Source organism: Epilithonimonas tenax DSM 16811 (assembly GCF_000428485.1).
In the GTDB taxonomy this organism is placed as follows: domain Bacteria; phylum Bacteroidota; class Bacteroidia; order Flavobacteriales; family Weeksellaceae; genus Epilithonimonas; species Epilithonimonas tenax.
Genome location: NZ_AUAA01000064.1, coordinates 1 through 11,917, shown reverse-complemented (window position 1 = coordinate 11,917; position 11,917 = coordinate 1). Strand labels below are relative to the sequence as shown.

Below are 11,917 nucleotides of genomic sequence, written 5' to 3'. Positions count from 1 at the left end.
CAACTCGTGGATCTTTTCCTGTTCAGCGGTCAATTTCAATTTACCATTTCCGGGGAAGCTTCCGGCTCCAAACTCCTCAAATTCCTTTCGCCATTTGTATAGCAAAGTCACTTTAATACCGAGTTCTCTGGCTAATTCTGATATATTATTTCTCTCTTTGCTCAATTGAACTGCTTGGGTTTTGAAAGCAGGATCATAGATTTTTCGTTCTTGTTTCATATCTTAAAATTAAGGTTTTATGCTTAACTTTTACTGGACGTTAAATTAGTATATCCATATAGCAAATATACAGATGAGCAAAAAGCATCTTATTACATAGGAATGAGCATCGCTCAAAATATGAAGCAGGAAGGCTTCAAAGTAGATGCAGAACTTTTGGCTCAAGGTATCAAAGAGGAAATGGACAGCACGAAGAAAAAGATGTTGCCAGCTGAAGAAATGAACAGCTTTATGCAAGATTTTATGATGAAGCAACATCAAAAAAAGCAGTCCGAAGCGGGATCACAGTCTAATGATAATAAGAAAAAAGGTCTGGAATTTTTGGCGAAAAATAAAGCAAATCCAAAAGTAAAAACCACAGCTTCAGGCTTACAGTACGAGGTGTTACAAGAAGGTGATGGCAAAACAAAACCAAAAGCAACCGATGTGGTACAGGTCAAATATACCGGAAAATTATTGGATGGAACTGTTTTCGATTCTACGGATAAAAATGGCGGCGCACCGATGGACATCAATCTAGGAGGCGTTATCAAAGGTTGGACAGAAGGAATCCAGCTGATGAGCAAAGGTTCCAAATACAGATTTTACATTCCTTCCGATTTAGCTTACGGAGACCAAGGAGCTGGAGATGCAATTCCAGGAGGTTCGACCATTATCTTTGATGTGGAGTTGGTGGGTATAAAATAAAGCCAATCAATTCAACAAAAATCGAAAAACCTCAGCCGAAATAGCTGAGGTTTTCTTTGTTTTAATATGTATGAAATTCTTCGAGAGCCTCAGAATGACAATTATTGAATCGGTCTAAAAACCAACCCTGTCTCTTCAAAATAATCCAGCGTGATTCTGTCGCCGTCATTCACAGTTCCAGCGAGGATTTCTCTTGATAATTTATTTAAAACTTCCTGCTGGATGACTCTTTTCAATGGCCTTGCTCCGAAACTTGGGTCGTAACCTTTGTTGGTCAGATAATCCAAAGCATCCTGCGTTGCGGTCATCATAATATTTCTTTTCAGCAACAAATCATTGAAACCTCTCAACTGATACTGAACGATTTTTCCAATTTCTTTTTTTCTCAAGGGCTGGAATAATACCGTTTCATCAAACCTATTCAGGAATTCCGGACGAAGTGTTTGTTTCAATAAATCGAAAACCTGAATTTTTGTGTCCGCGACAATTTCATCCTGATTTTCTTCAGTAATATTTTCAAAATTTTCCTGAATGATATGCGAACCCAAATTAGAAGTCATAATGATGATCGAGTTTTTGAAATTCACCACACGGCCTTTATTATCCGTCAATCTTCCATCATCCAAAACTTGTAATAAAGTGTTGAAAACATCGGGATGAGCCTTTTCAATTTCATCTAAAAGCACGACAGAATAAGGTCTTCTGCGAACCGCCTCAGTTAATTGCCCACCTTCATCATAACCCACGTAACCAGGAGGCGCACCGACCAATCTAGACACCGAATGACGTTCCTGATATTCGCTCATATCAATTCTCGTCATATTATTTTCGTCATCAAATAAAAACTCTGCTAAAGCTTTTGCCAACTCGGTTTTCCCGACCCCGGTTGTTCCCAAGAACAAGAATGAACCAATTGGTTTTTTCTCATCGCTCAAACCAGCCCTATTTCTTCTGATCGCATTTGAAACAGCTTCAATAGCTTCTTCCTGACCTACAACTCTGTGGTGAAGTTCGGTTTCAAGATGCAATAATTTTTCCCTTTCAGATTGCAGAAGTTTGGTAACAGGAATTCCCGTCCATTTTCCTATAACTTCTGAAATATTGTCTGCAGTTACTTCTTCTTTAATTAATTCATTTTGATGATTTTGCATCTCCAGTTCGAGTTTCTGCAAAGCATCTTCTTTCTCCTTTATTTTCCCGTACTGGATTTCTGCAACTTTTGCGTAGTCTCCAGCTCTGGATGCGCGTTCTGCTTCAATTTTCAGGGATTCAATATCTTTTTTAATGGAGGTAAGATCTTCAGATTTTTGTTTTTCTTTCAGCCATTTGGCATTGATTTCGTTGCGTTCTTCTGAAATTCTTGAAATATCTTCTTTCAGATGAGTTACTTTAATATCATTTCCTTCCCGTGAGATTGCCGCTAATTCAATTTCCATCTGCATCAGTTTTCTGTCTAGAACATCCAGCTCTTCGGGTTTTGAATTGATTTCCATTCTCAGTTTAGCAGAAGCCTCATCAATTAAGTCTATCGCTTTATCTGGTAAAAAACGGTCTGAAATATACCGCTGAGACATTTCCACGGCTGCAATAATTGCCTCATCTTTGATTCTTACTTTGTGGTGTGCTTCATATTTATCTTTAATTCCTCGCAGGATAGAAATCGCCGATTCTGTATCGGGTTCTTCTACCATCACTTTCTGGAAACGTCTTTCTAACGCTTTATCTTTTTCAAAATATTTTTGATATTCATTTAAAGTGGTTGCTCCAATCGCTCTTAATTCTCCTCTCGCCAAAGCGGGTTTCAGAATATTGGCTGCATCCATAGCACCTTCACCACCTCCGGCTCCCACCAAAGTATGTATTTCATCAATGAAAAGAATAATTTGTCCGTTTGATTTTGTAACCTCGTTAATTACGGATTTCAAACGTTCTTCAAACTCACCTTTGTATTTTGCGCCTGCAATTAACGCTCCCATATCTAAGGAATACAAGGTTTTATCCTGCAAATTTTCGGGGATATCTCCGCTGATAATTCTGTGGGCAATTCCCTCTGCTATTGCCGTTTTACCAACGCCAGGTTCACCAATCAAAATCGGATTGTTTTTGGTTCTTCTGGAAAGAATTTGCAAAACCCTTCTTATTTCTTCATCACGACCAATTACAGGATCCAATTTGCCTTCTGCAGCGAGTTCGTTAAAATTTTTGGCATATTTATTCAAAGACTGATACGTTTCTTCCGAACTTGCAGAATTGGCTTTCGAGCCTTTTCTAAGTTCTTTAATTCCGCCTTCCAAAAGACTTTTAGTAACACCCATATCTTTCAGCATTTTTGAAACCTCAGAATTCACATCCAGTAGAGAAAGCCACAGATGTTCGATGGTTACAAACTCGTCACCCATTCTTTTAGCGATGTTTGGCGCATCCAGCAAAACTTTGTTTGCAGATTGAGAAAGGTAGATGTTTCCGCCTTGTACTTTCGGAAGTTTATCTAAATTACCTCTGTTTCGTTCTCTCACAAGAGCGGCATCTGCTTCAGATTTTTTCAGTAAGAAAGGCGATATATTTTCATCCGTCCGGAAAATCCCTTCCAAAAGGTGTTGAGGTTCTATTTGCTGGTTCCCAAATTCCATAGCCACTTGTTGTGCAGCTTGGATGGCTTCCTGTGATTTTACGGTATATTGGTTTAAGTTCATATTTTTTTATAATTGATGGTTAATAAATAATAATTGATTTTAAAATTGCATCAAATTTTGTTTAATTTTTTAGTGTTGAAGAATGATTTTAATTGTTTTTAAAAAACATTAAGAACTTAAGTTTAAATTCTTAACGTTTATCAATCATTTAATTCGAATAGCTTATCGCAAAAAGTATTCTTTTGTTGAATATTTAAAATTTTAAGACAAAATTTCCGAATAATTAAATCGTAATCTGATTTGGAAGGACAAACTTTCCGACATTTCAATAATCGCTTAAAAATTTGTTGTCAATTTTTGTATGTATTGATATCAAATATCTGCGACAGAAATTATGTTTATCGTTTTAAATTTTAACTTCCAATGTTTTAAGTCTGCAAATAGTTTTATATTTGATGAAAAGCAAAACTATGTACACACAAATAGAAATAGACGCTCAGTTTGACGGAAAACTACAACTGATTTACCTCAATCAGCCGGACAGCTTTAACAGTCTGACGAAAGTAATGCTGGGAGAATTGCGAAATGCCATTCACAAATTCAGCGAAGATGAGAACGTGCGTTGTGTTGCCATTGCAGGAAAAGGAAAAGCCTTTTGTGCAGGCCAGAATCTGAAAGAAGCTCTTACTTTTGGTGAGGAAGATGATGACCGTGCCATCCAGCGTTTTGTGATCGAGTATTATAACCCTTTGGTTTTGGAAATTGTAAAGTGCAAAAAACCTGTGATTGCTTTAGTGAATGGTCCTGCAGTTGGCGCTGGCGCTATGCTGGCTTCTATTTGTGATTTCACTTTAGCTGTGGAAAGTGCGTATTTTTCTTTCGCTTTTGCTAATATCGGTTTGATTCCTGATACAGCCGGAACTTATTTTTTGCCGAAATTAGTGGGGAAACAACTGGCAAGTTACCTGTCTTTCACCGGGAAAAAAGTGCCTTCGCCAGAAGCCAAAAAAATGGGATTGGTGGCAGACGTTTTTCCGGATTCAGAATTTGTAGAAAAATCAATGGAGGTGCTAATGCAACTTGCACATTCTGCTACTACTGCACTTTATCTGACCAAAAAAGCCTTTGCCAAATCTTATGATTTTACCTTGAAAGAGCAGTTGGATTATGAATCCATCATTCAGCAGGATGCCGCCGAGACAGAAGATTTCCGCGAAGGCGTTACCGCTTTTATAGAGAAACGGTTACCAAGTTACAAAGGGAAATAGGTCGGAGAATTTGAGTGTGGGAGAGCAAATGATGTGTTTTTCTTCCATGTTTTATCCTTTATCAACTATCATTTATCAATTTATGAACGCTTACGAAACCGCCGAATATATGTTTTGGAAAGATCTGTTCTCTCAATGGTTGGGAATAGAACTTATTGATGTTAAAGACAATTACTGCCTCATAAAAATGCCCGTGAAACCCGAGATGATCAACGGATTGGGAACCGTTCACGGCGGAGTAACCTTTGCATTTGCAGATTCGGCGCTGGCTTTTTCTTCCAATAATACGGGCGAAGCTGCTGTTGCGCTCAACTGTTATATCAATTTTACCAAAGCGGCCAGAGCAGGCGACGTTTTGACCGCCGAAAGTATTTTGCTCACCGATACCAGAAAAACAGGCATCTACGACATTAGTATCAAGAATCAAAACGATGAGGTGGTGGCAGGCTTCAGAGGAACAGTTTATAAAATAGGGAAGAAGCTGACAGAGTTATAGCATGTTTTGAGCATCTGTTTGGTATTGGTCGGTATTTTTTATCGTTTTTTTATAGCATACAATTATAAAAGAATTGAAAAATGAATGGCGACTTTTCAGAATTTAGATTCTCAAAGAACCAGCAGACTGATTGCCTTGTCGGTACTTGCTATTTTACTGTTAATACCCGCTTTGACTTCCAACAACGAGCCGTTTTTTGAAGTGATAACATTCTGCTGATCATCTCAGCGCAGAAACGCAAGAACGCGCAAGTTCTGTGATAAAGTCGTTAGGTATGGTGATTCTCTTGCTTTTGCTGTATTTAAAAGAGGATTTTATATTGATGAAAAAGCAGAATCTCTGGGCTCTGGCCAATTTTTAAATCACTTTTATTCGTCTAAAGTCACTTATTACCTGATCAAAAAAGCCTCATGTATTTTCGTTTTTGTGCTGATTGACAAGCGTTTGGTTATTTAAGTTTTTATGATAGTGGCTTGGATCTTCACATTCAAAATGATACAGAATAAAAAGACCAATGCCTGTTTTTTCAACAAGATGTTTTTGGTTTCGTATGGCTTGATTTTGGTTTGATTTTAGAGAGAATTGACGCTTGCTTTGCATCACTTATAACGATAATAGATTGCAGCAAGACGCTGATAAAACCGGAAACTGCGACTTGAAAGAAGATATACTCACAGAAAGAACCGAATTTTACCAGAAAGAAGCTTTCCTCTCAAAAATATGATATTATGAATTTATCAACATTGAAAAACCGTCCCGTAAATAGTTTGAAATATCTGGCTGTCATTCCGTTATTCCTTATTGCCTGTAAAAAAGAACCTGAGGCAACAGACGCGAAAGTAAATCTTGTGACAACCATTGAGAAACCCATAGATTCAATTTCTGCGATGGTGAAAACGGAAAGAGAATCCAACCAGAACATCATCACCGTGGATGCTTCCAAAATGCCAATCCGGCTGAATCTCGAAATTAAAAACGCGAGTGACCAGATTATTCTGAAATTACAAAATCTAGATCAGTTGAAAATAAAAGCTTATCTGAAACCAGAAAGTCCTATGAATATAAGGATCAACCAGATTAGAATGCCGGATAATACTTTTGATGGACCTTTCGGCGCAACGATTGACTATGAGACAAAACAAAAGGGAGAATACTGGCTGATATTTGCTAAAAATAATATGGCAGACGGCGAACCAGTTGGTAAGTTCTTTGTTAAAATCGAATAACAGGAAAGAATATCAATCGAGATTCTTTTTTATAGGAAGTACTATATTAATCTAATTACTACTATCTGACAATCTAAATAAGACTTAGAATTGCTAATCTGTAACCTTTCATTCCGAAACCAGAAATCACAGCGTCACAACTTTCCGCCGTTACAGATTTCTTTCGAAACTCTTCGCGCTTGTATATATTGCTGATATGAACTTCTATTTTTGGTAGTCGAATGTTTTTCAAGCAATCCGAAATTGCGTAAGAGTAATGCGTAAACGCACCAGGATTAATGATTACTGCTTCGAAGTTGTCTTCCTGCAGACGGTTGATGAGTGCGCCTTCAATATTGGATTGGTAGTAGAAAAGCTCGTCAGAAGAGAATTCGTTCTTCAGTACTGTCAGGTAATCTTCCATAGAAACGGTACCATAGATTTCCGGTTCACGGGTTCCGAGTAGGTTGAGGTTGGGTCCGTTGATGATGAGGATTTTCATTCAGAATATTTTTTTCAAAGATATAAAATTAAGGTTGATGTTGGAAACAATAACCATTCCCGATAGCGGTCATATGTTGACATTGGGAGCCTTTTTTTGTGTTGCCTTTGCACTGGATCGTAGCTTTCGTTCCTGACGGCTTTTTCTTTGCAGAATTTGATATACTGAAATTGGAAACAGGTTGGCAGATCTTACACGCGCTGAGTCCTTTTTCCAAAGCAGCGTGAAGAGCTGTTTTGTTTGAAACATTTTTCACCATCCTACAGTTTTCTGTATGGTATTTTTGTCCATTGGGTGTGTGAAAAACAGTTTGGGCGCTGACAAAGATAAAACTGAATAGAAAACAGAGGAAAGAAATTGATTTCATAATGAAACTGATGATATAAAAAAATCCTCAGAATTTTCTAAGGATTTGATAAAGATAAGCGTTTATTGTAATTTACTTAAAAAGATTATTTAAATCTTTTTGGGCTTTGTCAATCTTTTCGTTGGCTGCTTTTTTAGTTTCCTCAGTAGATTTTTTGAAATCAGCTTTTGCTTTTTCTGCTGCAACTTTTGTGTCAGCTACCGTTTTATTTGCATTTTCAACCAGTTTTGCTTTTTCGGCATTCACAGACGCTTTTATTTCTTTGGCAGCGTTGTCTATTTGGGCATTGGTTTTACCAGTGATGATGCTATCTGTCTTTTTGATGACATTGCTCACTACGCCAGGTTGAGGTGTGCCTAATATTTGAGTAGTGGTCTCCAGATTATTTTCATATTCAGGCTTCAATGTGCCACCTTCCGCAACAAAAATATTTTTGGATTCAATATAACGGTCTTGTGCTCTCTGTAATTCTACTTTTGCAGCTTCTATCTTTGCCGGATCACGGCTTTCTACAGCTTCCTGATAGTTTTTCTGAGCGGTAGCTAGAGCCAAAGCAGCATCTTCATAGGATTGGGTGAAATCTATCTTCACCTCTGATGTGTCGTTTTTTTTACAACTATTGGCGGTGAGTACAAGTCCTGCAAGGGACAGTGTTAAGAGTGTTTTCTTCATTATTTTATTGATTGTTGATGATCTGTTTGGTTAATTTTTGCAATGCTTCATTTTCCTCTGACTGGGAAATATCGCCATTCAGCCTTTTGATTTCTAAAGTATTGACTTGCTTTGCTAGACTAAGGTACGCCAGATACTTTTCTAATATCAGTGTTTTCTTGTCAGAACTGGCATTGGCAGCATTTGCACCTTGTACGAAAGTTTGGAGATTGTCGTTGCACAATATGTATGCCTGAAAAGCATTGGACAGAAAATAATCACTTACCAAGGAATTGGTTTCCAGATTGGTGTAAAGTTTTGGAATTTCCAAAGGCGAGTACAGAATGATCTCAGAAACATCCACACCTTTTTTTGCGGGATTCAGGTACATTCCTTTCGTTTTCATCTCGCTGTTTTCCAGAGAAAGGTTGGTCGCATCCAACAGTTTGACGAGATTTTCTTTTTGAGTAATGTCGGATAATATCGTATTGAGACTTAATGCAAAAAAGAAACCGATAAAGGTTGAGATCAATGAAATGAAAAACTCCAAGGTTCTTCCGCGTTTGCTTCGGAAACTTTCCAATTTGGACGAGTTGATAAGGAATATGACAAGCAGAATTAGAATTGCTGCAATGGTAATGTACATCATGTGTGTTTTTTTAAGGTATGAAAAGGATCAGTTTTTTATAGAAATAGAAGAGGGTACAGATGTTAAAGATTAATGATCAAATCTATTAACGGAGTCAGGCGAAAGATATTTCATATAAGGCCATAAAAAAAATCCTTAGAAAATTCTAAGGATTTTTAAGTAGCCCGTAGGGGAGTCGAACCCCTCTTACCAGGATGAAAACCTGAGGTCCTAACCGATAGACGAACGGGCCAAGGACTTTATATTAAGCTAAGCTATTGACGTGCTTAGTTAATTTGCTTTTTAAGTTAGCTGCTTTATTCTTGTGAATAATATTTTTCTTAGCTAATTTGTCAAGTAAAGAGATTACTCTTGGTAATTGCTCTACTGCTACTGCTTTGTTTTCCTCTGTTCTAAGTGATTTCAAAGCTGTTCTTGCAGTCTTGTGGTTGTATTTATTACGAAGTCTTCTTACTTCGTTTTGTCTGATTCTCTTAAGTGCTGATTTATGATTTGCCATAACGTTCAAATGTGGGTGCAAAGATAAAAACTATTTTTTAATTTGCAAACTTTTTTTTTGAAAAAATTTAAAAATTTTATTTTGCTGTTTTGGGAAGTTTAAAATGATCGTCTATGCTCTATGGATAAAGAATAATTCCTTTGTTTTTCCCTTATTGCGGTGCAAAAATATAAATTATTTTTAAAACTAAAAACTTTTCAGAGATTTTTTTTAAAAATTTTTGCAAAATAGCATTAGATATTGCCTATCACAAACATGTTTTCCATAGTAGGAGCTTTGTTACCGCCTTGTTTTTCAAGGGTTATGGCAAAGGCTTGTGCTTTTGGAATATTGGATAAAATAATTCGGGTGTCTTTCTCAGATGAGTACATTCCTGCGTTTACGGGTTTGCCATCTACCAATGCCCAAAGCTGATATTGCATTCCTGATGGTGCTTTTGGTAGATTTTCTGCGTTTAGGTAAACATTTTTAGAGTTTTTATCCCAATAGACCATAGCCTTAGAACTTGCGTGTTTTTCAACGCCGTTCAGCGGGATAGACAGGATATTTGGGTTAGAAAGGACGGCTAGTTTCTCCTGAGAGCTTTGCAGGGCAAGGTCTTGCGATTTTTTCTCTGTCTGCAACTTTGCGATTTCTTTTTCGTTTTTAGAAATATCATTGATCCAAAAGAGATTACCGGCAATGCTCACCAAAAACAAAACAGAAGCGGCTACGGCATATTTCTGCCAGTTGATGGCTTTGTTTGGAAGTATTTCTCGGGTTGTTTCTGTTGCTTTTAAGTCAACATGTTTAGCAACGACAGGTTGTATCTTCTCGGTTGTCTGTTCCTGCTGGATTTTGGCCCATATTTTGATCTCAAGATCATTAGGAGGCTTTATGGCCTGCGTTGTAGCCAAATCTTCCAAAGTTTTTTGAGCTTCCTCGTATGCTGTTTTTACGGCAGCATTGTTCTTCATGACACACTCCAAAATACCTGCTTCCTCGGGAGAAGCAAGACCTAGAATATAAGATTCTAAGATTCCGGATGATATGTATTCTTCTATGTTCACTTTATTTATAATCTTGTAATAGATCTTTTAATTTGATAAGAGCATTCCTCATCTTGGTCTTTATAGTACCTAACGGGATTTTCAGTTTTTCCGATATTTCGTTTTGAGTATAACCCTGATAATAAGCAAGGTCAATCATTTCGCGTTTATCGTTTTCCAAATTGGCAAGCACATCCTTAAAACCAATAAAATCCGAAGACTTATTAGTCGTAGAAAGTTGCGTACTGTTATATACGAAATCGGGAAGCGTTTGGTTTTTCAGTTCGTTTTGGAAAGACTTAGATTTCAGATAATCTATTGCTGTATTTCTTGCAATATTAATCATCCAGGTGTAAAATCGCCCTTTGACAGCGTCATACTGATGAATCGAGTTCCAAATTTTGACAAAGACATCTTGGATGATCTCTTCCGTATATTCTTTGGATTGCACGATCCGGAAAATCACACCATACAGCGCACCAGAATAGTGGTTGTATAAGTGCTTGAAACCTGCTTCGCTCTTTTTTCTTAGCAGATCCAATAGTTCTTCCTCAGAATAGGTTGTCTTAATAATCAATAATTTACAAATCCAAATGTAATGAAATATTACAAATAATCAATTATTTTTTTATTTTCTCTAATTTTTTTTTAAAAACGCCATTTACAGATATATTTTGAGTGTGTTTCAGGTTCCTCTCCTTAACCTAATTCTGTGGTGATGATATCAATGATATGCCATTGTTTTTATTAGAAAAAGCCGTTGCACGCTTTATAGGATTGAAGCTCTATGATTTTATTTAAAAGTCGTGATGTTAGAAATTAAAACCAAATTTCATTCTACCTCGTAAATAACTATAAATATTGACGACAATGAAAAAGCTTAAAAAAATATTCCTAGTCGGTTCCGTCGCTTTGATGCAAGGCAACATCGCCGCCCAATCAGAAAACTTCAAAACCAAAAATCCGTATTACTCAAAAACAGAAACGTCCAAACTGAAAGTGACCAACACAGAGTGGAAGAAGATCCTGAAACCAGCATTGTATCAGGTGGCAAGGGAGGCGGCAACTGAAACTGCTTTCACTGGTAAGTTTTATGAACACGATGAAAAAGGCACCTATTACTGCGCTGTTTGTGGTAATGCACTGTTTCTTTCGACTTCCAAGTTTGCGACAACTTGTGGCTGGCCTTCATTTTATGAGCCCATCAGTAAAACAAGTGTCATCTATAAAAAAGACAATTCATACAATATGGACAGGACAGAAGTGCTCTGCGGAAGATGTGATTCTCATCTGGGGCATATCTTCGATGATGGGCCAAAACCCACAGGAAAACGCTTCTGTATGAACTCTGTATGTCTGGATTTTGTTCCAGTGTCTAAAAAATAGTAATCTGATTGTTAGTTAGTTGGATATTATTTTATTTTTTTTCAATCCAAATATAAACCAATCTCGTAACTGAAATTAAGAGTAGTAAAATATTAATATAACCCGTAGTGCATTATAAAAAAGGTTACTCATAATACGAAAATTTCGTATATTGTATTGACTATCAATCTAATACGTTATGAATAACCTAGATGCAATTTACGATTTTATTTTAAAGGAATTAAGAAAATTAACCATCAAAGAAAATTTTTATTTCAAACCAATTAAACCAAAATTATCTGATTTAGAGCTCATTGCAATAAATATTTCTGCGGAATATTTATCGAT

The 11,917-nt window shown here is 36.9% G+C and carries 14 protein-coding genes, 1 tRNA gene and 1 pseudogene; 6 read left to right on the top strand and 10 right to left on the bottom strand.

Annotation, left to right across the window (positions count from 1 at the left end; all coding sequences use genetic code 11):
- A partial coding sequence (locus F564_RS0116730; RefSeq protein WP_028123619.1) for a transposase occupies positions 1 to 219 on the bottom strand: 219 nt, incomplete at its 3' end.
- A gap of 33 nt (positions 220 to 252) precedes the next feature.
- Between F564_RS0116730 and F564_RS0116725 the strand changes: the two genes are divergently transcribed.
- Positions 253 to 906, top strand: coding sequence for an FKBP-type peptidyl-prolyl cis-trans isomerase (locus tag F564_RS0116725; RefSeq protein WP_228373925.1), 654 nt, complete (start codon positions 253 to 255; stop codon positions 904 to 906).
- A 101-nt stretch (positions 907 to 1,007) separates the two neighbouring features.
- On the opposite strand, the gene clpB is transcribed toward F564_RS0116725, so the two are convergent.
- Positions 1,008 to 3,599 carry an ATP-dependent chaperone ClpB gene (gene clpB / locus F564_RS0116720; protein WP_028123617.1) on the bottom strand — a complete coding sequence of 864 codons (2,592 nt, stop codon included), beginning with the start codon at positions 3,597 to 3,599 and terminating at the stop codon, positions 1,008 to 1,010.
- Positions 3,600 to 4,009: 410 nt separating this feature from the next.
- On the opposite strand from clpB, the gene F564_RS0116715 reads away from it, so the two are divergent.
- From F564_RS0116715 to F564_RS0116695, 3 genes are all read left to right on the top strand, one after another.
- Positions 4,010 to 4,807 (top strand): enoyl-CoA hydratase/isomerase family protein, encoded by a 798-nt coding sequence (locus F564_RS0116715; protein WP_028123616.1) that lies wholly within the window; start codon positions 4,010 to 4,012, stop codon positions 4,805 to 4,807.
- Between the two features lie 82 nt (positions 4,808 to 4,889).
- Positions 4,890 to 5,303 carry a hotdog fold thioesterase gene (locus F564_RS0116710; RefSeq protein ID WP_028123615.1) on the top strand — a complete coding sequence of 138 codons (414 nt, stop codon included), beginning with the start codon at positions 4,890 to 4,892 and terminating at the stop codon, positions 5,301 to 5,303.
- A gap of 728 nt (positions 5,304 to 6,031) precedes the next feature.
- Positions 6,032 to 6,529 carry a hypothetical protein gene (locus F564_RS0116695; protein WP_028123614.1) on the top strand — a complete coding sequence of 166 codons (498 nt, stop codon included), beginning with the start codon at positions 6,032 to 6,034 and terminating at the stop codon, positions 6,527 to 6,529.
- A 73-nt stretch (positions 6,530 to 6,602) separates the two neighbouring features.
- Here F564_RS0116695 and aroQ read toward each other — a convergent pair whose 3' ends face one another.
- From aroQ to F564_RS0116650, 8 genes are all read right to left on the bottom strand, one after another.
- Complete coding sequence (gene aroQ / locus F564_RS0116690) at positions 6,603 to 7,010, bottom strand: type II 3-dehydroquinate dehydratase (protein ID WP_028123613.1); 408 nt, start codon at positions 7,008 to 7,010, stop codon at positions 6,603 to 6,605.
- Between the two features lie 28 nt (positions 7,011 to 7,038).
- Positions 7,039 to 7,377: a hypothetical protein gene (locus F564_RS19560; RefSeq protein ID WP_034981887.1), complete on the bottom strand. Its 339-nt coding sequence runs from the start codon at positions 7,375 to 7,377 to the stop codon at positions 7,039 to 7,041.
- A 72-nt stretch (positions 7,378 to 7,449) separates the two neighbouring features.
- Positions 7,450 to 8,049 (bottom strand): hypothetical protein, encoded by a 600-nt coding sequence (locus F564_RS0116675; protein WP_028123612.1) that lies wholly within the window; start codon positions 8,047 to 8,049, stop codon positions 7,450 to 7,452.
- Between the two features lie 4 nt (positions 8,050 to 8,053).
- On the bottom strand, positions 8,054 to 8,677 hold the full coding sequence (locus F564_RS0116670; protein WP_154656908.1) for a hypothetical protein: 624 nt from the start codon (positions 8,675 to 8,677) through the stop codon (positions 8,054 to 8,056).
- A gap of 160 nt (positions 8,678 to 8,837) precedes the next feature.
- Positions 8,838 to 8,909 (bottom strand) — tRNA-Glu (locus F564_RS0116665).
- A 12-nt stretch (positions 8,910 to 8,921) separates the two neighbouring features.
- Positions 8,922 to 9,176, bottom strand: coding sequence for a 30S ribosomal protein S20 (gene rpsT, locus F564_RS0116660; protein ID WP_028123610.1), 255 nt, complete (start codon positions 9,174 to 9,176; stop codon positions 8,922 to 8,924).
- A 233-nt stretch (positions 9,177 to 9,409) separates the two neighbouring features.
- Complete coding sequence (locus F564_RS0116655; protein WP_028123609.1) at positions 9,410 to 10,225, bottom strand: anti-sigma factor; 816 nt, start codon at positions 10,223 to 10,225, stop codon at positions 9,410 to 9,412.
- A 1-nt stretch (position 10,226) separates the two neighbouring features.
- Entirely contained in the window at positions 10,227 to 10,781 is a 555-nt protein-coding gene (locus F564_RS0116650; protein ID WP_028123608.1) for an RNA polymerase sigma factor, read from the bottom strand.
- Between the two features lie 293 nt (positions 10,782 to 11,074).
- Between F564_RS0116650 and msrB the strand changes: the two genes are divergently transcribed.
- Positions 11,075 to 11,590, top strand: a complete 516-nt coding sequence (gene msrB, locus F564_RS0116645) for a peptide-methionine (R)-S-oxide reductase MsrB (protein WP_028123607.1) — start codon at positions 11,075 to 11,077, stop codon at positions 11,588 to 11,590.
- A 178-nt stretch (positions 11,591 to 11,768) separates the two neighbouring features.
- Positions 11,769 to 11,917 (top strand): annotated as a pseudogene (locus F564_RS21315) (IS982 family transposase); the annotation flags it as partial.